Raw genomic sequence first — 24359 nt, forward strand, 5'->3', positions numbered from 1 at the left:
GCCTAAGGCGGGCGAGGCCCGGTCTGAAGCGCTGGCGGGTGGCCTACGTAACGCGTCCTGCACCAGTGTCGGGCACTCTGAGCGGTCGCGGGCACGTCGTTGCACTTGTATGGGGCTAGCGAGCGCAGGGATCGCGAAAACGATAACTATGTACCGCCACTGAGGCTCGCGGCACGGGCAGGCTATGGGGGGCGATGTACCTCTAGAACTGAAACAGGGATGATTTCAATGACAGCAGTTTTTCCGCACGTTCGGGCGGTTACCGGTCCTGCCTTGAGTGGCGCGTTTATATCGGCAGATGACGCGGCTCGCTACGCCCACGAGCGCGTTGGCACACGTCGGGATCGCGGCTACGGCAGTTGTATTTTCAAGCGCGACGATGGCCGCTTTGTGGTGAGCGAGCCACTGGCAATCACCGCAGAATCTCTGGACAACCGTCTGCTGTATCCGCAGGACGCAGAGGGCAAGGCGATCTTTGCGCCGCAGCACACCTTGCACAGTTTCTTCTATTCCCATGTGGCACTGTCGATGCTCGATGTGCAAGTTGTCGCCAACCATGGCTGGCAACGAGCCCAGGCCATCACCAGTTTGCTGATGTTCAATGCGCCGCAACTGCGATTTCTGCTCAATGAGCAAATGACAGCGTACCTTTCAGGGGCGCATGACAGCCTGATCGTTTTCAAACCTGACACGCAAAGCGCGGCGGCGCTGCTTGAACAGCTGGGTACTGCCGAGTCACCGGGACCGCTTGGGTCAGCGTCAGCCCCGCCGGATCGTCTGGTTTCCAAGATGGCCCAGGCGGGGGAACTGGAGGTCGTGGTCAGCAACAACAACTGGCGACCAAGGGGGCGGATCACGTCGCAATCGTTCATCCTCGTTCACTCATGGGAACGAACGCGCCCCCAGCGAACTTCTTTTGGGGCGATATTCGCGAGCGCAGATGACGCCGCGCAAGATTGTTATCTGCGCGATACCGCGTCGCACGACGATGATCAAATTTGGTTTGGTTTCATCCTCAAGCAAAAGGGCAAACAGCAATACATTGCCTCGGAACTGGTGCCGGTGGACAAGGAGCGGAATGTACTTTTTGCGCTGAGTAGCCTGTTCCCTGCTTCTGGCGTTGCGGGGGGGTATCGCTTCCCCGAGTCTTTCGCCGTGCATTCGTATTTCTACTCACGCCCACGAATCAAACACGCCAAAGGCGTTTCAAAAAACTGGTTGGGGCACAACTTCATTGAACCGCGGGATCTTTTTGTTTCGGTCTACAACGCAAAAAAACATCCGCAAGTCGAGACCGGCGCAACGATCACGACCTACATCGCGCCAAGGGATGGAGTCCTTCTTAAATACACACCGCGCAAAGACACCCGGCTGTTCGATAACGATGTGCCATTGATGGGGCTGGAGGCCATTCAGAGCAACCTGGCCTCCGGCAAGGTGTCGACTACCGACTTTGTCAGGGTCGTTGCCAACAGCGGTGAGCTGAGTGTGTTGCGCACCAGTCTGTGCTGGGATCGTAAAGGTACGGTCGACCGATACTGGTACCCCGGCAAAAACCTTCAGCGATTGGCGCTGGGGGCGGTTTTTCTGAGCGCCGATGACGCAGCGATCGCAGCACGGGGCAAGATTCCTTCCGGCACCCAGCGTGCATACGGCGGGTTGATCCTGAAACGCCCGGACGGCTTGTTCGTGGCCACCGATCCGATTGCGATCCTGGAGGAAGACTTCGAAATCGATTTCATCTTTCCAGACGCCAGTGTCAGTCAGGGAGCGTTTCCGGTGGGCTGTACTGTCGTTGGCCGGTATCGCTCCAGGGTTGCCCGTGAGCTGCCCATTCTGCTAGGCGAAGTCGATAAACAGGTGTACCGGAACATGCTTTCGGTGGACGTGGTTTGCACCGCTTTCCTGTGGGACACCCAGCGTCTGGAGGAGTATCTGTTCTGTCCTGATGGCGCAATCATCCGTTTCCTGGCAAATATCGGGCATAAATTTCTGACGGGAATTTTCAAGAAATTGGGCATGGATATGCTCACGGGCATGCGGCCCTCGCTCATCAAACAGAAAATTCACGATGGCTGGTTGCTGCCACGAGACTGGGTGAAAGACCTGGTGAAGAGTGGAAAATTGGCTGTGGTCGTTGGGAGCAAACTGTGGGGCGCTCCGGGAGCGATCACGGCATTCGCCCCTATGCGGCAAGCATCTGTCGATTCACCAACCGTCAGTAATCCTGCCTGCAGTCCGCTGTTCACCCAAGCGTTGGGCGTTGCGCGTTTCGTTCATGAACAACCCGGGCGAACCGGCGAGTTGCGCTTTGGCGCCCTCCTGACCAACGCCCGCAGCGGTCACTACGTGGCGAGCCTCTCGCAAGAGGTGAGAGAGGACAAACTGACGATTGACGAAATTTTTCCACAGGGTTCATTGCCTGACCGTCACACGCTTCACGGCTTGTATCTGCGCGCTCCCGATCAACCCGCAGGCCTGACAGACGAAGATTATCGACATTTTTTTTCACCACTGGACGTGAGCCGGGCGCATACAGCCGTCTATTCACCTCAGGGGTATAAGCCGATCTATTTTTCCTGTTCAGATGGCGCGTTGCTGCGCTATGAGATGTCGCCTTTCGATACGGACGCACCGCTGGACAAGTCTGGTCAGATCCAGTCGCGTCCAAACCGCTTCGGATCTACTGAGAGGGCTGAGTATTTCTGGCAAAAAATTGCCCGGGCAACCTTCTCGCTGGCGAGCTACATCCGCCAGTTGGCCCATGTCGGCAAACTTGAAGTTCTGATCCCGAGCCCCTTCTGGTCGCGTGTTGGCGATGTGGGGGCTGACTGGGAACCGAGGATGAAAGACCGCTCACCTGAAGAACACTGGGCCAATCAGCCCGAGCTTCCTTTGGGGCCGATTTATCACCATGCCGACGATGCCGCCCGTTATGCGCAGTCTCGGGCCGGCAGCGCCTATGCACAGAAAACGGTGTATGAAAGTGCGATTCTGGCCAAGTCCACAGCCAACGCTTATGTTGCGCTGGAGCCGCTGGCGGAAAGCGAATCTCTGGAAGCGATGGATCGCATCTTCCGCACCTTGAAGGCAGCGACCCCCAGAAACAGAGCGCCGCAATTTCCCGATGGCTATGCATTGATCGCCAGTCACCAGCTGTATTTCTCCGGGAACACGCCAATGGCCGCCGACCCGGAAAAGGTCTACGCCAATTACGCCTCGCCGGAGATGGTGTTTGCCCATACATTTGCGTTGAAGTCCAAAGGATTCGACATCCACGCACACTATTACTCGACCCCGCACGGCGCGTTGATCAAATACGCTCCCCTCTATTCCGAAGCGGAGCGCCGTTTGCTGTCGACCCGCCCCGTGGAGCTTGTCAACGGCCAGTGGGAGACGCGACTTTCGCCGGGTGAATTCATCTCACAACTGGCCGGTATTGCTGAACTGCGGGTGCTGAAAGCCGCGTACTACTGGAACCAGGAGGGGCGAGTCGGCACCAAATGGCGAACGTCGCGTCAGCAGGCACCGGCACCAACTCATAGACCGGTCCGGGACGAGCTGTAACACCATCAGCGCGGAAGTCTGTCAGGGTCGGGGCAAACTTCCGCGCCACATGAACGTTCAAAAAACGCGCCTTCCAGCAGCGTCAGGCGGCCGTCTTTTCTGCAAAATATTGCGACAGCAACAGCCGATCCAGCAGCCAGACCACCAGCAGCGAAGCCCCCACCAGCGGGAAAATCACCGCCAACGCGAGCATAATCACCACGCCGGTTTTCCACTTCGGCAGATCATGGCGCAGCGGCGGCACGCCGAACTTGCCCTGTGGCCGGCGCTTCCACCAGATCACCACGCCGCTGACGGCACTGAGCAGAATCATCAGGCAGATCAGCAGCACGACAATCTGGTTGAAGGTGCCGAACATTTTGCCCTCGTGGAGCATCACGCCTATTTCGGTGGCCCGCGCTACTGCACCGTAATGCTCGAAACGCACGTCGGCGAGGACCTTGCCGGTGTACTGATCGACGTGCAGGGTCGCATCGTTGCGCGGGTCGTCGGCGAACACGGCAATGGTGAACACGCCGGTGGCGGTGGTCGGCAGGGTGATGCTGTAACCCGGCTCGACCTTGCGTTGGGTGGCGATGTTCTGCACGTCTTGCAGGCTGATGGCGGGTGTTGCCGGGCCAGCGTTGGTGGCGCCGTGGTTCATGTGTTCGGCGTGGTCGCCGGACATCGGCATCGGCGTGTTTTCCATCGCCCATGGCACGGTCTGACGGGTGGCACTGTTGAGGCTGCGCGCTTCGACGTCGGAGGTTGGCACGTTGTCCCACATCGCCGCCGGGAACACGTTCCACACTTGCGCATATTGCTTGCCCCAGAAACCGGTCCAGGTCATGCCGCTGAGCAGCATCACCAGCAGCAATGTCGCGCCCCAGAACCCGGTGACCGCGTGCAGATCCCGCCACAATACGCGACCGCGACTGTTCAGCCGGGGCCACAAAATGCCTGCGGCCTGACCGCGCGGCCACCACAGGAATAGACCGGACACCACCAGCACCACGCCCCAGCCGGCGGCCATTTCGATGAGACGGTCACCGACAGTGCCGATCATCAGTTCGCCGTGGATGGCGCGGGCGATGGCTTGCAGATTCTGCTTGGCATCCTGCTCGCCGAGGATGTCGCCGTGGTACGGATCGACGAAGATGTTGAGTTCCTGTCCCGCATTCTTCACCACAAACTGTGCGCTGCGTTCGGCGTTGACCGGCGGCAGGTATTGGCTGACCTGGCCTTGTGGATAAGCGCTTTTCACTCGTTGCAGCAGGTCATCGGCCGGGACGGTGTGATGGCCGGCGGGGACGTTGAGCAGGCTGCTGTACATCAGTGAATCGAGTTGCGGTTTGAACAGGTAAATGATGCCGGTCAGGGCCAGCATCACCATGAACGGGGCGACGAACAGGCCGGCGTAAAAATGCCAACGCCAGGCCAGGTTGTAGAAATTCGGTTTGGGCTGTTTCATCACGTGTGCTCCGCTGGGCGAATTTTTCAGATCAAGAGATCGCAGCCTTCGGCAGCTCCTACAGGGGTACATGCGGGCTGCGATCTTTTGACTTTTCTTGTTAGAAACTCATGTCGACCTTGGTCCAGAGCGTGCGCCCCGGTTCATTGAGCGCTTGCGGGTCGTTGGCCGGGTAGCCGAATCCGGCGTTGCCCGCCAGGTTCAGGTGTTCGGCGTAAGCCTTGCCGAACAGGTTGTCGACGCCGCTGCTGACCTTCCAGTGTTTGTTGATCCGATAGGCACCGTTGAGTGAGAACACGCCGAAGCCCGAACTCTTGTCGTAATCCTTGCCGACCACGTTGCCCTTGTTCTGGTCGATGCGGTTTTGCGCGGCAACCACCCTCCACAGTGCTCCAGCGCTCCAGTTGTCTTCGGTATAGGTCAGACCGAAGCGTGCATCCAGCGGCGGCATCTGCGGCAGGGCTTTGCCATCGCTGCTGTTCTTGCCCCAGGCGTAGGCCAGGGTCGCATCGGCTTTCCAGTTATCGGTGAGTCTGTACGCGGCACCGAGTTCACCGCCCATGATTCGCGCGTCGATGTTCTCGGCGCGCGAGGTGCTCATGCCCATCATTGCGGGCGTGTAGTCGAAGAGGATGTAATCGCGTACCACGCCGATGTAACCCGAGGCCCAGGCTTCGAGTTCAGCACTCTTGTAGTTCACGCCAAAATCGAACTGGGTGGTCTTTTCCGGTTTGATCGAATCGAACGCATTGAGCGATCCGGCCGGGCCGGACTTGGGCGAAAACAGCTCCCAGTAATCCGGGAAGCGTTGTGCATGGCCGAGGCCTGCATAGAGCGTGGTCGGGCTGTCGGCCAGGTCATGCTCGTAGCGGATGAAACCGCTGGGCAGGGTGTCGGCACGGCTATCGTCGGCGGTCGGGTTGGGGCGGGACATCATTCCGGAACCGGTGGTTTGCCGATAATCCTTGGCCGAAGCGCGGTCGGCGCGGGCGCCAGTGATCAGGCGATCACGGTCGGCGGCGTACCAGGTCATTTCGCCAAACACGCCGTAGTTATGGAAGTCGGCGTCCTTGCTGTACGGCTGATTCTTGTAGGTGTCGATGCCCATGCCGCTGCGTTGGCGGTGTTCATTGGTCTGCGCGTCGAGGCCGGTGATCAGTTGAATATCGGCCCAGCGCCGGGGGGCTTTGGTTCTCGCGCCAAGGGTGCGGCGGTCGACGTTGGGCGCCATTGGGCCCGCCATCATGCCGGGGCCGGGCGGCGGGCGCAGGGGGGAGTTGTCCATCACGTGGGCGGCGTAGTTGTAGTAGACCTGCGCTTCGAGTTTCTCCAGCACGTCGGTGATGTTGGATTTCTCGAAACGCAGGCCGAGGCTTTCACGCAGGAACTGCGAGCCATCCATGCCGCGCCCGGCGTAGCGTGCTTCACCATCGCCCTTACCGGCGGTGAGTTCGATCAGGGTGTCGGCATCCGGCGTCCAGCCGACCGCGACGTCGCCGTTCCACTTGTCGTAGCGTGAGGCGACGATGTCGTTGTTGCCGTCGCGGTAATCGTCGGAATGCGCGGTGTTGCCGATCACGCGCACGTAACCCAACGGGCCACCGGCAGCGGCGTCGACGACCTTATCGAAGCGGCCGTGGGAACCGGCCAGAATGCTCGCGTTCACGCGGGTACCGAGTTCGCCGAAGCTTTCCGGCTCGCGATCAAACAGCACCGTGCCCGCTGAGGCGCCCGGCCCCCACAGCACGGTTTGCGGGCCTTTGATCACGGTGAGTTTGTCGTAGGTTTCCGGCGAGATGTACGAGGTCGGCGCGTCCATCCGGCCCGGACAGGCGCCGAGCATCATGCTGCCATTGGTGAGGATGTTCAGGCGTGAGCCGAACATGCCGCGCAGTCCGGATCGCCGTTGGTGCCGCCATTGCGAACCAGCGCAAAGCCCGGAATGGTCTTCAAATAATCACCGCCGTCACTGGCCGGCACCGGTTGGCGCGGATCTTTTGGATTGGTGACGATGGTCAGTGGCGAGCTCGGCGCAATTGCGGTGATCACCGTTGGACTGAGTTCTTCGTTGTGGCCGGCGTGATCATCGGCCAGTACCAGCGGTGACAGCAGGACGCCGCAAAGGACGGCGGTAGCGTGCCTGAAACGAACCCGCGATTCGTTCAGAGCGAAGGACGCCGGGGCAGAACCCAAGCGTGGAACAGCAGTAAACCTGGACATGACAATTTCCATCAAACAGTCGTAAACGACACGGCCGGCAGCCTGAAGCTGTCTTCTCCACCGTGTGCAATCAAAGGTGCGTGTTTACGTGGCGACGGGCGGGGCGCGGCTGCGGGCGCCGGGGAAGAAGGTCTGTCGGGCATGACCCAGGCGTGGCGAGGGCGGGCTGAAGGTGTTCAGCGGCGGAATATTGAAGGCGACGAAATCGCCGCCGCCGGTCAGTGCCGGGCAATTGAACAGCAGGCTGCAATAGCCGCACTTTTCCCACAGCACGTGGTGCGAGGATTGTGGCGGGCAGTGTTCGGCTGAGGGCTTGGCGTCGTGGCCGCTGTGATCCATGCCCGGCATGTCCATCGACATGTCCATGCTCATCGGCATCGGCATCGGCATCGGCATCGGTATCGATGTCGAGGCGTGTTGATCCATCGGCATCGACTGAGAAATCAGTGGGCCGATGAAGATCATCAACATGGCGAACAGGGCGATCCAGCTGCCTCGGGTCAGGTGTTGAGTCTGACGGCGTTGCCGGGAGGGCCTGGCGCTCAGCGGGCGCATGGGCGGAGTCTGCCGGAAGGCTTACTGGGCGTGCGCGTGGGCCTGCGTGGTTTCCGGTGGTTTCTTCTGCACCGAGACTTCGACGGTGACGTCACCGGCCTTCTCGAAATGCAGCGTCAGCGGGAAGCGTTTGCCATCGCTGAGCAGGCTGCGATCGGTCGGGTTGAGCAGCATCACGTGCCAGGCCATCGGCGCGAATGTCACGTTGCCGCCGGCGGGAATGGCCACGCTTGGCACTTGCTGCATCTTCATCAGATCGCCCTGCATCACGTGTTCGTGCAATTGCGCTTCGGGGGCGATGGGCGAGTCGACGCTGAGCAAACGGTCGGCAGTTTTGCCGGCGTTGTGAATAACGAAGTAGGCGGCAACGGTTGGTGCATTCGGCGGCAGCTCTTGCGACCACGGATGGGCGATTTCCAGCTCACCGGCCTTGTATTCGTGAGCATGGGCAAAGCACGCCGGCAACAGCAGCGCAGCGACGACGATGAGTTTGTTCAACATGGCAGTTCTCCAGAACGATTTGAAACGCAGGTCAATTGCGCGAACAAATCAAACCAGAGGGGAGGCGCGGGGATTGAGACTCGGCCATTGCTGGCGCGGCGTGGGTGTTTGCAGCAAGGCGGGCGCCACGCTGCGATTACTTTCGTAACGGGCGAAATACAGCTGCGGCGAATGCCCCGGCAGCGCCACCAGTGGCGCCGAGCCTGAGCAACACCAGCAATGCTGCATGTTCGAATGCGTGTCTTCGAGCGGAGCTTTCTGATCGGTGGCGCCGATGTCGATCGCCACCATCTTCGTCCCGCTGCCGGTGCAGAAACTGCTCCAGAGCAATTGTTCGGCCGGTGAATTGGCCGCCTGCGCCATCGCCCCGGTCATCGGCATGGCGAGCATGTTGAACAGCACTGCAAAGCAGGCGATCCAGGCAATTGCTAGCCGGTGTCGGTTCATGGGACAGATCCATTGGGTGGGCGATCAGGCGCGGCTATTTAGCCTGATCAGGGCCGATAAGTAAAAAAGCGTCGTGCGGTTTGGTGTCGCAGCGCTTCCTGCAAGAGCTTGAGAAGCCTGCGCCCCAGCTCGATTTCGCCGTTATAAATGAGTGTAGCGGCTTCGATTCGCATTGCCTGGGCGAAATTCGAGTCGCTTTCTATTCGTGCACGAATGGTCTGCTTGACGTCTCGAAGTGCTACTCGGTTGAGCTGCCCATCGCCTGAGTCTTCGATCTCACAGCCCTTGATGTATTCGCTAAGATCGACAGGTGTTTTTAGGTAATCCTTGACGTCGAAACGGGAGAATTTTTCTGACATTGGATGTGTAAGCCCTCGGAATCAAAGACGTTGAGCGTAGAGGTGGACGCTGGCTGCCGATAGTCAGTGATTCGTTAAGTTGTTGTGGGCAGTGTCCGGCGCGTTTGTAGGATTAACGTCAGATATCCGGCCGAGCCCGTGACATTGTGGGAGCGGCGGTGCGACGATTCGACTTGCCGGCGCAGGCGGCCGTGATATCTGTGCTTATTTTCAGATACGGTTAAAGGTCGCGAGGGCAGCGAGAATTTCGTCGACCGAGGCAAACTCCCGATCAACCCCCGGCAACCCCGGCCGCTTCAACACCAGCACCGGCACCCCACGCTCACGCGCCACTTCCAGCTTCGGCTCGGTCGCGGCGCTGCCACTGTTCTTGCTGATCAGCACATCGATCTGCCGCCGCTCGAACAGTGCGCGCTCATCCTCAAGCAGAAACGGCCCCCGCGCACCGATCACTTCGCAGCGTTCATTGCCCGGGTAGACGTCGAGGGCGCGCAGGGTCCAGAACTGGTCGGCGGGGATTTCATCGAGGTGTTGCAGCGGGTCGCGGCCGAGGGTGAACAGCGGTCGGCGAAACGGCTTGAGGGCAGCGATCAACGCGGCCCAGGCGCTGACGTCGCGCCAGTCATCACCGGGCTGCGGTTGCCATGCCGGACGGCGCAAAGCCCAGCAGGGGATGTCGGCCAGTCGCGCGGCGGTCGCGGCGTTCTGGCTGATCTGTGCGGCATAGGGATGCGTGGCGTCGAGCAGCAGATCGATGCCTTCGTCACGAATGAATTGCGCCAGACCTTCAGCGCCCCCGTAGCCACCAACGCGCACCTGACAAGTCAGATCAGTTGGCACCCGGCCAACGCCGGCGAGGCTGTAGACATGTTGCGGCCCCAGCGTGCGAGCAATCGCCAGCGCTTCCGTGACGCCGCCGAGCAGCAAAATCCGCTTCATGCAAAACCTCCGGCATGCCCGACAATCCCGCCCTGACGATCGATCGCAAACACCTCGACCTGCACCTGCGCGGGCACCACGCTGCGAGCAAACTTCAGGGCGTGACGACACACCTCATCACCGAGGGCGATCCCCGCCGCACTGGCCATCGCCAACGCCTGCTGACTGGTATTGGCCTCGCGAATGCTTTGCTGCAACGCCTCATCGGCGCCAATCGCAGCGGCCCACTCCGCCAGTTGCGGCAAGTCGATACTCGAATGCCGCGAGTGCAGATCCATGTGCCCGGCGGCCAGTTTGCTGATCTTGCCGAAGCCGCCGCACAGGCTGAGTTTATCCACAGGCACTTTGCGCAGATGCTTGAGCACTGCACCGACAAAATCGCCCATTTCGATCAGGGCGATTTCCGGCAGATCGTAGACCCGGCGCATGGTGTCTTCGCTGGCGTTGCCGGTGCACGCGGCGATGTGCAGATAACCGTTGGTTTTCGCCACGTCGATGCCTTGATGAATCGAAGCGATGTAAGCCGCACAGGAAAACGGCCGGACGAGGCCGCTGGTGCCGAGGATCGATAATCCACCGAGAATGCCCAGCCGTGGGTTCATGGTTTTCAGCGCCAGTGCTTCGCCGCCCTCGACGTTGACCGTGACGTCGAAGCCGCCGCCGTAACCGGTCTCGGCGGCGAGCAGCGTCAGGTGATCGCTGATCATTTTGCGTGGCACCGGGTTGATCGCCGGTTCCCCGACACCCAGGACCAAGCCCGGCCGAGCCACGGTGCCTACGCCGGCCCCAGCATTGAAGCGAATCCCCGGCTCGCTTAGTAGTCGCACCCTCGAGTAGAGCAGGGCACCGTGGGTGACGTCGGGATCGTCACCGGCATCCTTGATCGTCCCGGCCTCGGCGCCGTCATCGGTTAAACGACAGAATTCCAGGCGCATCTGCACCTGCTTGCCTTTGGGTAACACGATCTGCACCGCATCGGCTGAAATCCCGCCGAGCAACAGGCGCGCAGCGGCGAGGCTGGTGGCGGTGGCGCAGCTGCCGGTGGTCAGGCCGCTGCGCAGGGGCGCAGGTTGTTCGGCGGTTTCGTCACGCATCGAGGGGTTTGACCAGATCGAGCAGAGTGATTGGCAACGCTTGGCGCCAGGTATCGAACTCGCCGAGCGGCTGCGCCTGGGCGACATGGATGCGCGTCAGCTCGCCGCCGTAACGTTCGCGCCAGTTCATCAGGGCCACTTCGCTTTGCAGGGTTACCGCGTTGGCGACCAGTCGGCCACCGGGTTTGAGCTGTTCCCAGCAGGTTTCGATCACGCCCTCACGGGTGACGCCGCCACCGATAAAAATCGCATCCGGGCGCTCCAGTCCGGCGGGAGCCTGCGGAGCCTTGCCGCGAATCAATTGCAGACCGGGTACACCCAGCGCATCGCGGTTGTGTTCGATCAGTTGCTGGCGACCTTCGTCGGCCTCGATGGCCAAGGCGCGGCGGCTCGGGTGCGCGCGCATCCACTCGACGCCGATCGAGCCGCTGCCGGCGCCGACATCCCAGAGCAGTTCGCCGGGGGTCGGGGCGAGGCGGGCGAGGGTGATGGCGCGCACATCGCGTTTGGTCAACTGGCCGTCGTGCTGGAAGGCCGAATCCGGCAGTCCGGCCAAACGTGACAGGCGCGGGGCGTCGACGTCGGCCAGACATTCGATAGCGATGACATTGAGGTCGGCCACCGACGTCGCATTCCAGGCATTGGCGGTGCTGTCGATGCGCCGTTCGGCGTCACCGCCAAGATGCTCAAGCACGCTCATGCGACTCGAGCCAAATCCGCGCTCACGGAGCAATTGCGCAACAGCGGCCGGACTCTGGCCGTCGTTGCTCAACAGCAAAAGGCGTACACCGCTGAACAACTGCGCATTGAGCGCGGCCAGTGGTCGGGCTACCAACGATAGCGTCACCACCTCCTGCAACGGCCAGCCGAGGCGGGCAGCGGCCAGCGAACAGGACGACGGCGCCGGCAGGATCAGCATCTCGTCGCTCGGGACCTGACGGGCGAGGCTGGCACCGACGCCGTAGAACATCGGGTCACCACTGGCCAATACGCAGACCGCTTCGCCCCGCTGTTCGAGCACGGGCGCGAGGGAAAACGGGCTCGGCCACAATTGCCGTTCACCGCAAATACACACCGGCAGCAAATCCAGTTGGCGCTGACCACCGACGATCCGCGAGGCGCCCAGCAGGGCACGCCGGGCGTTTTTGCCCAGGCCCTTGAAGCCGTCTTCACCGATTCCCACTACCGTCAGCCAGGGTGACATCTATATTCCTCTAAACACGCCGTTCCGACGGGCAGACTTTTCATGCCAGCGGACAAAGCAGGCATAATACCGCGCCTTCGCCCGCGAAGCGCCTTTCCCACGCAGCCGGTCAGCCCCTTGAACGAACGCCCGATGTCCACCGCTTTACGCCCCTCGGCCTGCCCGGGGTTGCTGCGTATCGTCCAGGCACTGGACGGCGGCATCTGCCGGATCAAGCTCAATGGCGGTTCGATCAGCGCCGATCAGGCCGAGGCGGTGGCTGATGCCGCCGAACAGTTTGCTGGCGGGGCCATTGAAGCGACCAACCGGGCCAATCTGCAGATTCGCGGGATCGGTGAGCAATCTGCAGCGCTGATCGAGCGTTTGCTCGCTGCCGGCCTCGGCCCGCGCACGGCGGCCGGTGACGATGTACGCAACCTGATGCTCAGCCCCGCTGCCGGGATTGATCGGCAGATGCAGATCGACACGCGCGGCCTCGCCGGGCAGATCCTCGACACCTTGCAAAGCCATCCACGCTTTCATGAGTTGAGCGCCAAGTTCGCCGTGCAACTGGATGGCGGTGAAGCGCTGGCGATGCTCGAACATCCCCACGACCTGTGGTTGTCGGCGTTCGAGGGTGACGGTGAAACCTTGCTGGCGTTCGGTCTGGCCGGATGCCCGACGGATCGGGCACTGGGCGCGGTGTCGCCGGAACACGGACATGCGCTGGTGGTTGCGGTGCTGGAATTGTTTCTTGAGTCGGCACGTCCCGAACAGACGCGCATGCGCCATTTGCTCGACGAGTTGCCGCTGTCGGCATTTATCGAACAACTGGGCAGGCGTTTGCCGATCAAGGCGCTCAGCCACTGGCAGCGCACAGCCGTGGCGGACGATCTGCACATCGGCGTTCATCGGCAAAATACACCGGGCCGGCTGTACATCGGTGCAGTGCCGGCGCTGGGCCGTCTAGATCCGGCAATGCTGCGCGGGGCCGCGCAACTGGCCCGCCGGTTCGGCAATGGCAGCCTGCGTTTCACTCCCTGGCAAAGCCTGCTGGTGCCGGACGTCAAAGCAAGCGATGCGGCTAAGGTGCTGGAAGGTCTTGAGCAACTGAACCTGTTGACCCGCGCTGCCGAACCCCTTGCACGCCTGATCGCCTGCACCGGCTCCAATGGCTGTGGCAAAGGCCTGGCCGACACCAAGCAGGACGCCCGCCATCTGGCGACCTTGCTGCCCTCGACCCTCAACGTCCACCTCAGCGGCTGCCCGCGCTCGTGCGCCGCCGCGCACTGTGCCCCGGTGACGTTGCTGGCCGTCAGTCCCGGTCATTACGACCTCTATTTTCGCGATGCCACGCTGCCGGGTTTCGGCGCGCTGCACGCACGCAACCTTACTATTGAAGTGGCCGCGACCCTGCTCGACGCCCGCTCACGGAGCCCCCTTGATGCTTGATTACATTCGCGACGGTCAGGAGATCTATCGCAATTCCTTCGCGATCATTCGCAGCGAGGCCAATCTGGCGCGCATCCCGGCCGACCTGGAAAAACTCGCGGTGCGGGTAATCCACGCCTGCGGCATGGTCGAGGCGGTCGACGGTCTGCAGTTTTCCGCAGGCGCGGGCAAGGCCGGGCGCGATGCGCTGGCCGCCGGTGCGCCGATTCTCTGTGATGCGCGGATGGTCTCCGAGGGCGTGACGCGTGCGCGTCTGCCGGCCAACAACGAGGTGATCTGCACCCTGCGCGACGACAGCGTGCCGGAACTGGCGCGGGAGTTGGGCAATACCCGCTCGGCGGCGGCGCTGGAACTGTGGCGTCCACACCTGGAAGGCAGCGTGGTGGTGATCGGCAACGCGCCGACCGCGCTGTTCTATCTGCTGGAAATGCTCGATGCCGGCGCACCGAAACCAGCGCTGATCCTCGGTTTTCCGGTGGGCTTTGTCGGTGCTGCGGAGTCGAAAGCGGCGCTGGCGGCGGACAGTCGTGGCGTGCCGTTTGTGATCATGCAAGGCCGTCTTGGCGGTAGTGCCATGGCCGCCGCTGCAGTGAATGCTCTCGCCACGGAGATCGAATGATGCAGGTAAAAGGACGTTTGATCGGTCTTGGTGTCGGCCCTGGTGATCCAGAGCTGATTACCGTGAAGGCCCTGCGCCTGCTGCGCGAATCGCCGGTGGTGGCGTACTTCGTCGCCAAGGGCAAGAAGGGTAACGCCTTCGGCATCATCGAGGCGCACTTGCAGGATGCGCAGAATCTGCTGCCGCTGGTGTACCCGGTGACCACCGAAGTGCTGCCGGCACCGCTGTCCTACGAGCAGGTGATCAGTGACTTCTACGACGACGCGGCCGAAGACGTCGCGACCCATCTGGACGCCGGGCGCGATGTCGCGGTGATCTGCGAGGGCGATCCGTTCTTCTACGGCTCCTACATGTATTTGCATGACCGCCTCGCCACGCGTTACGAAGCGCAAGTGGTGCCGGGCGTGTGCTCGATGCTCGGTGGTGCATCGGTGCTCGGTGCGCCGCTGGTGTATCGCAATCAGAGCCTGTCAGTGCTCTCCGGTGTGTTGCCGCATGACGATCTGAAGCGGCGTCTGGCCGATGCCGACGCGGCGGTGATCATGAAGCTTGGACGCAACTTTCCCAAGGTCCGTGCGGTACTGGAAGAACTTGGCCTCGCTGAACGCGCGCTGTATGTCGAGCGCGCGACGATGGCCAATCAGAAGATTGTGCCGCTGGATCAGGTCGAGCCGATGTCTTCGCCGTACTTCTCGCTGATTATCGTCCCGGGCGAACGGTGGCAAGGTTGATGACTCAATCGACACCGGCCATTGTCATTCTCGGACAGGGCGCGCTGGCCACTGCGCGCAATATTCGACAGCTGTATCCGACGGCGCTGATCCATGGCCTCGCCGGGCGCGTTGAAGGTGCCGACCGCACGTATCAAGAGTTCGGCGCAACCCTGCGTGAGTTGTATCAACAGGACACGCCGATCATCGCCCTGTGCGCGGCAGGCATTATCATTCGAACCCTGGCGCCGTTGCTGCTGGAGAAGGGCGCCGAACCTGCGGTACTCGCAGTTGCTGAAGACGGCAGCGCGGTGGTGCCGCTGCTCGGTGGCCTCGGTGGCGTGAACACCATGGCCCGCAGGATCGCTGCCGGGCTGAATGTGGCGGCGGCGATTACCACCAGTGGTGAACTGCGCTTTGGCACCTGCCTGCTCAATCCTCCCGAAGGTTACGCGCTGGGCGATCTGGAACTGGGCAAGCGCTTTGTCTCGGATCTGCTGGCCGGGCATAGCGTGCGCATTGAAGGCGCGGCGCCGTGGCTGGATCAGGCGCAGTTGGCGGAAGATCCGCAGGCGCAGCGCTCGATCCATGTCGGCAGTGCCGAGCGTGCAGCGAGTGCTGATGAGTTGCTGATCTATCCGCGCAGTGTTGCGGTAGCGGTAGTTGCCGAGGTGGCGGATCTGCCAAACGCCGTTCGTACGGCGTTGCAACAGGCCAAAGTCGCCGTGCAATCGTTGGCGTGCCTGGTGGCGGCCGACAGCGAAATGGCTTCGGCGCATTTGCGTGAAGCGGCGCTTGAGCTCGGTGTGCCGCTGCGCTTTGTCGCGGCGCCAGCTGACGTTGTTGCGCTGGCGCAGACTGCGCTGCCTCAGGTCCGGGTCGTCAACGCCAACCACCTGGCGATGGTGATTGGCGAACAGCCCTTGGATGTTTCGAGCATCGGCCACCCGCGCGGTCGTCTGGCCGTCATCGGCCTCGGCCCGGGCGCTGCCGAATTGATGGTGCCAGCGGTAAAAGCCGAACTGGCGCGAGCCACCGATGTGCTCGGCTACGAAACCTATGTGCGTATGGCTGGCCCGTTCCGCGACGATCAGGTGCAACACTGCACCGACAACCGCGAAGAGATGCAGCGCGCGCGACATGCCTTCCGGCTGGCGGCCGAGGGCCGTTCAGTGATCGTGGTGTCTTCGGGTGATCCCGGCGTGTTCGCCATGGCCGCTGCAGTGCTTGAGGCTCTGCACGAGTCGGACGACCCGGCGTGGCACCGCGTCGATCTGGAAATCCTCCCGGGTGTCTCGGCCTCGCTCGCGACGGCGGCGCAGGCGGGTGCACCGCTGGGGCATGACTTCTGCGTGATGTCGCTGTCGGACAACCTCAAGCCGTGGTCGATCATCGAAAAGCGCCTGGACCTCGCCGCCGAGGCCGATCTGGCGCTGGCCTTCTACAATCCGATTTCGCGAGCGCGTCCATGGCAACTGGGGCGCGCCCTGGAAATTGTCGCGCGACATCGTGTCGCCGCAACACCGGTAGTGCTAGGACGCGACATCGGTCGGCCGGGGCAAACCCTGCGGGTTACGACGCTTGGGCAATTGACCCCGGACCAGGTGGACATGCGCACCATGGTGCTGATTGGCTCCTCGACCACTTGTACCTTCCCCAAGGCTGAAGGTGGCGAGTGGGTGTACACACCGCGCTGGTACGGCGAAAAACCGCTGTCCTGAGCAGTTGGCGAGGGAGTTGGCTCCCTCGCCACGCCCGCGTCCCGTGAGCATTGCTGCCGGTTTTCCCGTGTCGTATTCATCGACAATCCCTGTACGATTTGCTCCGCCTGGTTGTGGGAGCTTTCCTGTTACTTATATTTTGTCCGACTTATCTTGTATCCAGATAGATAGACGCAAAGAGTCAGGCTAGTTGGTTTTATGTCTCGGTTGATTGTGTTGGGTTATATCTGGGTTTTGGGTAATGCCTGGTTACTTTTGCAAATGTAATTAGTTGTTTTAAAGTTGCCTGTCTTGACATGTATTGAAAGTCTTGGAGTTTGAGTGTTTGTTCTCCAGTCGTTAGTTTGACCGATATGCAAGTGCCAGCGGGCACTCATGAAATCGGTCAGGGTAAAGAAGGAACTTTCATGCAGGATCAACGACCGCAAGATGCTAGTGGCTATGTCAACTTTATCAACTTGTTCAAACAGGCGGATCTGGAACAGGCAATGCTGTCGCACAAAGACAGTGACTCTTATCAGTCTGTGTGGCGTTATTACTTTGCCTGTGTCGGCTTGCTCGATTCCCCGCGCTTGCTCGAACCCCTGGCATTGCTCAAGCAGTCGCTGGGCCAGTTGATCGGAATGCCCCGCGTACGTCGATCTATCGAGGGTCAGATTGCACAACCGGCCGAAGCACACGCTAAGGGCTCATTGCCGCGTATCTACGACAATATTCAGGCCTTCGAGACCCGGCTGAAGAACACCCTTGCCTATGAGGCAAGTGCTGCAACGGCGATTGCGAAGAATATGCACTTTGTCTGGCTTGGTGGCGGTCTCGGCGCGATCCAGCATGACTATCTCAACCTGTGGAGACAGGTGTTGAGCGGACACGGCTACAGTCTCCATCTCTGGTATGACAGTGACGCACTACTGGCCTGGCAAACCAATAAGCTGATCGTCGAGGCTGCCAAGGCTGATGCGATGCAGCACGGCGGCAGCGCAAAGGTTTCCGAAGCCGAGCTGGGCACGCTGTACGAGGAACGGGCCATCGCCCTGAAGCAGCAGATGTTCATGCACATCAACGCGGCGCGGGAACGGGGGATGTCTGCTGATGAAGCGCGGGCCGACCTGTTGACTCGCGCCTATGGTCAGGATGCCGCGCATCTGGAAGGGCTGATCGAACAAAACCGGCGCAGCCTGCTGGATCTGGCGGGAAACGATCTGCAGTTGCGCGATCTGCATGACCTCGACACGCCGCTGCAATTGCAGGATATCTACGATCACGAGACCCGGCTTCGGGGGAATCTGGCTGCCGCCTCCGATGTGGTCCGTGCCGAGGCCGTGTTCAACGAGGAGGGCAGATATGCCGATTTCGATAATCTGCCGCCGCTGGTCAAGAACCTCGGGGGCGTCGACATAAGCACGTTCGGCGGTGATGCGCGCCTTGGCGTCCTGCAACTGCTGCTCGACCACAACCCGCACTGGATGCCGGGACGCCAGGCACGGCGCGATGGTTACAGCGATTATCTGGGGCGAATTCCCGAGGAACACCGCTCCGCGCTGGATGCCTTTGCCCGGAAAAACCCGGTACTGAGCGAGGTATTTCAAGCTCCGGCCGAACTGCTCGCACGCCCACAGGCATTGCGTGCCGTTGCCGTGCAGAGCACGTTGAGCAACTCCTTCCTGGCGGCTCATGCGGGAGCGCCGATGCTCAAAAGTGTGATTGAGCGGTTTCGCTTTAATTACCAACTCATCGACCAGACGGCCCGCCTGGCAGAGAAACGCGGCGTTGCCTTGAGCGATTTCGACAACATGTCAGTGCTGTCGCGTGAGGTGCTCGAGCAGGCCTACGGCTCTTTCGCCGAGCTGTCGATGAGCGAAGATGTGGCGGCCAGCTATCTGGCTCTGGCAGTGGCGGGTTACTACAGCGACGGTATACGTGCGCAGAGCGAATGGACCATCTATCTGACCGGTCCGGCCGCAATGCGCGATGGCATGGCCGATTACCACCGGCACAACTTCGTCCCGCGAGAGGAAGAGCAACTGCGTCTGGAGGCGGCGATCGAGCCGCTCTGGATGATAAACGACAAGACCGAGGAGGAGCAGGACCATTCCTGGAAAGACAATGCCAGCGATGTTGAGCAATGGGTGCTCGACGAGCAGCAGCGCTGGCGGGAAGGGCAATTCAGCGCGCGTTACAATGGCGATATTGACGCGTTGCTCACGCAGCAGACTGTCATGTTCGAGGAAGGCTGGCCGGTTATCGAGGGTCGGCCAGTGTTGTTGGTGGATGTCCTGCAACGGATGATGGACAGGCTCGGAGAGCCTTTTGTGGCTGCGATGCGGCGAGGCCATAACGGCCCGCTGGTTTTTCCGTCAGGTCCCGGGCTCGGTTTCGATGATCGCGAGGCTATAAAGGCTCAGCCCATTGACCTGCGAGCACCTGCGTCGCTCGGTGATGCGCAGACTCAGGGGCTGGCGCTGGATGAAGTACTGAGCGCTATTGCCGAGGGGACACTGGAGTTTTTCCAGGTCAGTGCCTTGCAGCGGGCGCTGCTGGGCCAGCTGTTGGGTGTGCGTTCACTGGATAATCAAAGCTTGAAGTCGGTCGTTGCCGACCTCGATAACCTCGCCAACAACGTCGCTGAAGTTGGGGCTTCAGTGCGTTATGCGGCTATTGAGCGCCATCTTTACCAGCAACGTGCAGCGGCGTTCATGGCCGGCCTCGCCAGTCATGCCGATCAGCCGCCAGTATCCTCGGGCAGCGCGCTGACGTTGAAACGAGCGGCGCTGTCACAGGCGCACACGCTGTTTCAATGGGGGCGTCATGTCGCCCATATTCAAGAGGTGGCGACGCGAGAGCATCGTGATCAGGTGATCCTGCAGCTCGGTCAGGTGCTGGGTCAGATCGAGGCCAGTGAAGTCAAGCTTGTGCCTCAGGATCTGTTGCTTGCTGGGCCGGGTGACCCCGGTGCTCGCTGTTATCCGCTGGCATTGATCATGAGTGCGGCTCTTGAGCAGGGCGTAGCGGCGTCGCGAAGATTGCGCGAGCGCTTCTTCCGGGCGACCGCCGAGCCGCAACAAAATGAATCAGCGATGTTTCTGCGAGCGCTTGAGGAGTTGCGTGGCGTGCAGTTGCACGAAGTCGGCAGTCCCTTGGGGCGCGTTGATCTACAGCAGCTCGGCGCCACGCTTGAAGCGTACGAGAGCACTCGGACGCTGATGCTCAACTCCGACAACCACGCCATGCTGGTGGCGAAAACCTTTGATGGCGATCAGGCGACTTATCATTTCTACGATCCCAATTTCGGCGTGTTCGAGTTCAATCACCCAGCCCTGTTTCAGCAGGCGTTGATCGACTTTTTCCAGGCGCAGGGCCTGGCGAAATATTATGTGGCCTATGGTGATGAAGCGCGCCCGACGTTTGATCTGATTGAGCTGCAAGGGCAGAAGATATCGGCCCAAGAGCTGTCCGACGGGTTTCGTGTCAGGCAGTTGCTGGAGTCCGACAATGTACTGCCGGAGTATGCGGGACGCCCGATTCGCCAGCGCCTGAACAGTGCGCGCGGTCAATCGCTGGTCAGCAATCCACATCTGGGACGCAGTCTGCGCGACCTCGACAGCCACTGGTGGGGGCAGCAGATCGCCCACGCGACTGACGCGTTGCAGGCATTGCACACCTCGGTGACACCGCTGGTGCCGTTGTTCGAAACCCTCACGATAACCCCCGACGGGAAGAACCGGATCTGGCTGATCGATCCTTTGCAAACAGAGCATGCAGTCGAGGTGACCAGCACGGATCATCGTCTGTTGAGAATCAAGAACTATCTGTCAGAGCTGTTTTCGACCCTTGGCACCAAGCCCGCGCCGGGGTTGGTTGAGGCTGACGCCGTTCACACCCTCAATACCGGGTTCACGATTCAGGCATTGATGAATGCCTTGCGCGGGCGGGAAGGTGACGACCGCACATTGACCACCGCCGTGCGGCTGCATGCCTACGTCAATTACGCACAGCTGGCGCACGGCAATATCACGGACGTTGCCGGCCTGATCAGCCTGATGAAAACAGCGCTGAATGAAGAGAAGGTCATCGCCCGCACTTGTGCGCCGGTGGTTGGCGAGGCGCTGGGACATGTTCTCAACGAAGGTGTGGGAATAATCCTCGGGCTGGCGAATGTCGGTTTCGACATTTATCAATTGACGATGGCGGACAACGAAATCGAGCGGGCGCAGTACGGCACGCAACTGGCCTTTGACTACACCAGCCTGGCATTGACTGCCGGTGGCATCGGTGCGGCAGCTGCGGGCGCCGCGACTGCAGCGGCAGTACTCGGTGGCGCCGGTGTGGTTCTCGGCGGCCTGGCTGTCGGTGTCGCTGCACTGGCCCAGGGGTTCGCCAACATCGCGCAACAGGCTCAGGCGGTGGGGCTGTTTTTCGACAATCTGGAGACTGCCTATCGGGGTGTGGGTTATCGCTACGATGATGCTTTGGGTGGCTGGACTGCAAATCCTGCGATGATCGTGAAAACCCTGGATTTCAACCGCGCAACCCTGACGCTGGACAGCCCGAAACTGTATCGACTGCGTGATCATTTCGGGGTGCCGGATTTTAATCCGGACTACCAGAAAGCGCTCAATCTTCAACGCGAACTGGGATTACCTGGCACCATCAAGCTGGCGCTACCTGTGGGGCAACTCGTGGTGCTGCCATGCACGCCGCAAACGTGTTACGGCTATCTATACAAGGCGTTGCCTTTCTCTACCTTGCGCCACGACACCGGTTTCGACACAGCGCGGCGTCTGGAAAAAAAGGATCGGGAGGGGCAGTGGCAGTTTCTGTTTTCTTTCTACTCGTTTCCCACTCACTACATCGTTAATCGCCTGACGCCGGCGTATCGGCCAACTGTGATCGAGATTCTTCTGGACGCAAACGAGCGTGCGCTGGCAGTGCCGTTGGCGCCTGCGGACTGGCATGCGTTCCTGTCTTACCGGATTAAAGGTGGGGGTGCATCCTGCTCACTGATCCTCAATCGCGGAATCAATGTTGAGCTCGAGTCGCCCAGCTTGCAGTTATGTAGCTGGAAACTGGTGGCGACCTGGGCCACCGAGCGTGATGTCCAGGTATTGGTCGGCGGGGAAATCATTATTGGCGGCGTCAAGGTAACGTTGTCCGGCAAGGGGCGGCATGAAGTGCTGATCCGGCTGACCGACCGGCAGCTGTTCAGGGTCGATCGCGCTCGTGGCCAGTTGCTGATTCTCGAACAGACCGCACCAGCCGGTGAGGACGAACAGAGCTTGCTCAAACACTATCAGTCACTGGTAAGCGAACATCGGCTGGTCCTGCCTTACACACCGCTGCACAACTACCTGATCCCGTTCGAGTCCGCACACCAACCGCGTCACACCACCGCCTGGTACGACGCGGCCGGGGAGCGGTTTCTGTATATCCGCAATGAGCAAGTGTTGCAGGCCGATGAAGCATTACTGGCGGCTGTTGTCGACGGTTCGGCGTTCTTTTACGAACCTCAGAACTATGTGATCTGGCAGGTCGATGCCGTCAGCGGCCTGCTGCAATTCTGTTATCGGATGCTGGTGATGCACGGACAGTGCAGCATCCGCCGAATCGACGTCGACGACCAAGGTGTGATTCATATCGAGCAACAGTGGACGGGCCCTGATCAGAGCACCACGCAATTCAACTACCTGTTGCATGACGGTCAACTGCAGCTCACTTCGGTCACCCGTGACATGGACCGCGATTTGGGTAAAAGGGTCTTCGCCCAGCAGGCGCTAAAGGACTGGTCGCAGGTGCTCGGTAACTATGTGCCGTTGTCGATGGTGCCCGAGCGCGATGGGGTCGCCACGCTTGACTGGCAACCGGCTACTTACGTTTCAGTCTGCTGGGCGTTCGACCCGGACAAACGCGATCTGGTCTGGATCCGCAGCCGTGATCGCCTGTGCATTCATCCGTTTATTGCGGCCGGGTACGTTCGTGGCTGGAAAGACTCGATCAGCAAATTGGCCGATCTGCTGTTGTTACCGGCAAATGATCAACAGAACCTGTATTTCATTTACGACAGGGCGGCGCAGAAGCTTTGTCGGGTACAGCGAAGTTTGTCCGGCGCCGATCAGCGCTGGCCGTCGCAGTGGAGTCATCAGTGGGTAGAGCCGGCCGGACTCAAAGACGTGGTGGCAGTCGAGGGCGGCTATCTGGCGCTGAGCGACGAAGGGCTGTTCTTCAATCTGACCGCAGAAGGTGAAGTGCAGCTGGGTGGGCTGAGTGAGGGCTGGCTCAAAGGACGGACACAGTGGTGGTCGGCGCTGGAGGAGCTGGCGCAGAAGTATCCGGTCAACAGCTTCGCCATTCTCGGCGTGCGCAACACAAGCGGTGAGCGCAACCTGTGCGCCTGGTACCTGGACAATCGCTTGTTGCTGTGCGATCTGGGCCACGACAAAGAAGTGCGTTTGCTCGGCGTTACGCCGGACAACAAGGCAGCGTGGCTGCTGGACGTTACCAGCGGTGAAATCTGGAACCAGACGTTCTTCGATAGCCGACAACTCGAGCAAGCATTTGGCAAGGGTCAACAATTATTGGCGGGCGACTGGTTGCCGGCACCGCAGGCCGAGTGGGACGACTGGCGGTTCGGTGGTGTGACCAATGAAGGCTCCGGCTTGCGCGGCATGTCGGTGGAAGGTGTATCACTCCAATTGCGCTATCAGGAGACGGAGCGGGTCATTGGCGTCGACCAGCGCTGGGCAAGGGCACACGCGGAGCATTTGCTCGAGTCGCTGCAAGCATTGCTGGAGATCGCCGAGCATGGTGAGTTCATCGCTGTGGAATCAGGGGCGGACGTTCTGCAATGGTATGACGTGGCCAACGCACGGATGATTCGAGTGGCCAGTCATGACCTGCCCGGCGACTGCGAACTGCTAGGCACCTGCTGTGGCAACGTGCTGTTGCATGAACCCCGGGCACATCGCGTTTCTGTCTATCCCGGTCGCGACAGCATCGGTCCTTTTGACTATGTGCAGCGCAACGCCGAAGTGCTCGTGGTTGAGGGGCAGAACAAGGTCAACGACCTGCTGCCGCTGATCGCCGATGACGTAAGGCGTCTGGTTTTGCGCATGGGACAGGGCGGTGTGAGCTATCACCTGTCAAAAGCCAGCTGGTTGCGACTGGACTCTGTAATTGTCGATTGTCGGCCAGGCCCCGGCGAAAGTCCGGCGATTCCCGGCAAGTTGATCTGGGCCGTGGATGCGCCGGGGAAACTGCAACTGTCGGAGGTCGGCGAGCATTTGCTCATCGTTGATCCGGATCGCCAGCACAGCCTCATCCTGCGCGATGTGTGTTCGGTCGATCCAGCGTTGCGTGGCAACGTCTTCCTCGGGTTCGAAGGGCAAAATTCCTATCCGGTTTTCAGACTGGTGCAGTGGTTGCGGGGTGTTCCAAATGCCCAAGCCGGGGCGACGCTCGAGCAGTTACTGCCTGTAGTTACAGCCTGAGGCGCAAGTGCAAGTTTGTTGATGGTTTCTGTTCGTTTTTAAACTGTTGCAATTGAAT

The 24359-nt window shown here is 60.7% G+C and carries 14 protein-coding genes and 1 pseudogene; 6 read left to right on the forward strand and 9 right to left on the reverse strand.

The annotated features are described in order from the left end of the window. Positions 1-228: 228 nt before the first annotated feature. Positions 229-3567: a hypothetical protein gene (locus AK821_RS05480; RefSeq protein ID WP_064388718.1), complete on the forward strand. Its 3339-nt coding sequence runs from the start codon at positions 229-231 to the stop codon at positions 3565-3567. An 82-nt stretch (positions 3568-3649) separates the two neighbouring features. On the opposite strand, the gene AK821_RS05485 is transcribed toward AK821_RS05480, so the two are convergent. From AK821_RS05485 to AK821_RS05525, 9 genes and pseudogenes are all read right to left on the reverse strand, one after another. Beyond that, positions 3650-5017, reverse strand: coding sequence for a PepSY-associated TM helix domain-containing protein (locus AK821_RS05485; RefSeq protein WP_064388720.1), 1368 nt, complete (start codon positions 5015-5017; stop codon positions 3650-3652). A 100-nt stretch (positions 5018-5117) separates the two neighbouring features. Next, positions 5118-7237: pseudogene (locus tag AK821_RS05490) on the reverse strand (TonB-dependent copper receptor). An 84-nt stretch (positions 7238-7321) separates the two neighbouring features. Beyond that, positions 7322-7792 (reverse strand): DUF2946 domain-containing protein, encoded by a 471-nt coding sequence (locus AK821_RS05495; RefSeq protein WP_064388722.1) that lies wholly within the window; start codon positions 7790-7792, stop codon positions 7322-7324. A 21-nt stretch (positions 7793-7813) separates the two neighbouring features. Beyond that, complete coding sequence (locus AK821_RS05500; RefSeq protein WP_064388724.1) at positions 7814-8293, reverse strand: copper chaperone PCu(A)C; 480 nt, start codon at positions 8291-8293, stop codon at positions 7814-7816. 48 nt (positions 8294-8341) lie between these two features. Continuing rightward, positions 8342-8740, reverse strand: a complete 399-nt coding sequence (locus tag AK821_RS05505) for a DUF2946 domain-containing protein (RefSeq protein ID WP_064388727.1) — start codon at positions 8738-8740, stop codon at positions 8342-8344. Positions 8741-8787: 47 nt separating this feature from the next. Then, entirely contained in the window at positions 8788-9099 is a 312-nt protein-coding gene (locus tag AK821_RS05510; RefSeq protein WP_064388729.1) for a hypothetical protein, read from the reverse strand. A gap of 210 nt (positions 9100-9309) precedes the next feature. Further along, positions 9310-10038 carry a cobalt-precorrin-6A reductase gene (locus tag AK821_RS05515; RefSeq protein ID WP_064388730.1) on the reverse strand — a complete coding sequence of 243 codons (729 nt, stop codon included), beginning with the start codon at positions 10036-10038 and terminating at the stop codon, positions 9310-9312. Then, entirely contained in the window at positions 10035-11132 is a 1098-nt protein-coding gene (locus tag AK821_RS05520) for a cobalt-precorrin-5B (C(1))-methyltransferase (protein WP_064388732.1), read from the reverse strand. The genes AK821_RS05515 and AK821_RS05520 overlap by 4 nt, the downstream gene beginning before the upstream one ends. Next, positions 11125-12336 (reverse strand): bifunctional cobalt-precorrin-7 (C(5))-methyltransferase/cobalt-precorrin-6B (C(15))-methyltransferase, encoded by a 1212-nt coding sequence (locus tag AK821_RS05525; protein WP_064388735.1) that lies wholly within the window; start codon positions 12334-12336, stop codon positions 11125-11127. The genes AK821_RS05520 and AK821_RS05525 overlap by 8 nt, the downstream gene beginning before the upstream one ends. Before the next feature lie 132 nt (positions 12337-12468). Between AK821_RS05525 and cobG the strand changes: the two genes are divergently transcribed. The 5 genes from cobG (at position 12469) to AK821_RS05550 (ending at position 24301) form a co-directional block, all read left to right on the forward strand. Continuing rightward, positions 12469-13767 carry a precorrin-3B synthase gene (gene cobG, locus AK821_RS05530; RefSeq protein ID WP_064388737.1) on the forward strand — a complete coding sequence of 433 codons (1299 nt, stop codon included), beginning with the start codon at positions 12469-12471 and terminating at the stop codon, positions 13765-13767. After that, entirely contained in the window at positions 13760-14386 is a 627-nt protein-coding gene (locus AK821_RS05535; protein WP_064388739.1) for a precorrin-8X methylmutase, read from the forward strand. Before cobG ends, AK821_RS05535 begins: the two co-directional genes overlap by 8 nt. Continuing rightward, a complete protein-coding gene (locus AK821_RS05540; protein ID WP_401166521.1) occupies positions 14383-15117 on the forward strand; it encodes a precorrin-2 C(20)-methyltransferase in 735 nt (244 codons plus the stop codon). The genes AK821_RS05535 and AK821_RS05540 overlap by 4 nt, the downstream gene beginning before the upstream one ends. Continuing rightward, positions 15117-16817 (forward strand): precorrin-3B C(17)-methyltransferase, encoded by a 1701-nt coding sequence (cobJ, locus tag AK821_RS05545; protein WP_064388741.1) that lies wholly within the window; start codon positions 15117-15119, stop codon positions 16815-16817. The genes AK821_RS05540 and cobJ overlap by 1 nt, the downstream gene beginning before the upstream one ends. A 407-nt stretch (positions 16818-17224) precedes the next feature. Next, positions 17225-24301, forward strand: a complete 7077-nt coding sequence (locus AK821_RS05550; protein ID WP_064388742.1) for a TcdA/TcdB pore-forming domain-containing protein — start codon at positions 17225-17227, stop codon at positions 24299-24301. The last annotated feature ends 58 nt before the right edge of the window (positions 24302-24359 follow it).

This window comes from Pseudomonas sp. RIT-PI-r (assembly GCF_001297015.1).
GTDB lineage: Bacteria > Pseudomonadota > Gammaproteobacteria > Pseudomonadales > Pseudomonadaceae > Aquipseudomonas.

Excerpts from the sequence above, each read along its gene's own strand:
- AK821_RS05540 (WP_401166521.1), top strand. The coding sequence starts at position 14,383 with ATGATGCAGGTAAAAGGACGTTTGATCGGTCTTGGTGTCGGCCCTGGT.
- AK821_RS05495 (WP_064388722.1), bottom strand. The coding sequence starts at position 7,792 with ATGCGCCCGCTGAGCGCCAGGCCCTCCCGGCAACGCCGTCAGACTCAA.
- cobG (WP_064388737.1), top strand. The coding sequence starts at position 12,469 with ATGTCCACCGCTTTACGCCCCTCGGCCTGCCCGGGGTTGCTGCGTATC.
- AK821_RS05505 (WP_064388727.1), bottom strand. The coding sequence starts at position 8,740 with ATGAACCGACACCGGCTAGCAATTGCCTGGATCGCCTGCTTTGCAGTG.
- AK821_RS05550 (WP_064388742.1), top strand. The coding sequence starts at position 17,225 with ATGCAGGATCAACGACCGCAAGATGCTAGTGGCTATGTCAACTTTATC.
- AK821_RS05535 (WP_064388739.1), top strand. The coding sequence starts at position 13,760 with ATGCTTGATTACATTCGCGACGGTCAGGAGATCTATCGCAATTCCTTC.
- AK821_RS05525 (WP_064388735.1), bottom strand. The coding sequence starts at position 12,336 with ATGTCACCCTGGCTGACGGTAGTGGGAATCGGTGAAGACGGCTTCAAG.
- AK821_RS05510 (WP_064388729.1), bottom strand. The coding sequence starts at position 9,099 with ATGTCAGAAAAATTCTCCCGTTTCGACGTCAAGGATTACCTAAAAACA.
- AK821_RS05520 (WP_064388732.1), bottom strand. The coding sequence starts at position 11,132 with ATGCGTGACGAAACCGCCGAACAACCTGCGCCCCTGCGCAGCGGCCTG.
- AK821_RS05500 (WP_064388724.1), bottom strand. The coding sequence starts at position 8,293 with ATGTTGAACAAACTCATCGTCGTCGCTGCGCTGCTGTTGCCGGCGTGC.
- AK821_RS05480 (WP_064388718.1), top strand. The coding sequence starts at position 229 with ATGACAGCAGTTTTTCCGCACGTTCGGGCGGTTACCGGTCCTGCCTTG.
- AK821_RS05515 (WP_064388730.1), bottom strand. The coding sequence starts at position 10,038 with ATGAAGCGGATTTTGCTGCTCGGCGGCGTCACGGAAGCGCTGGCGATT.
- cobJ (WP_064388741.1), top strand. The coding sequence starts at position 15,117 with ATGACTCAATCGACACCGGCCATTGTCATTCTCGGACAGGGCGCGCTG.
- AK821_RS05485 (WP_064388720.1), bottom strand. The coding sequence starts at position 5,017 with ATGAAACAGCCCAAACCGAATTTCTACAACCTGGCCTGGCGTTGGCAT.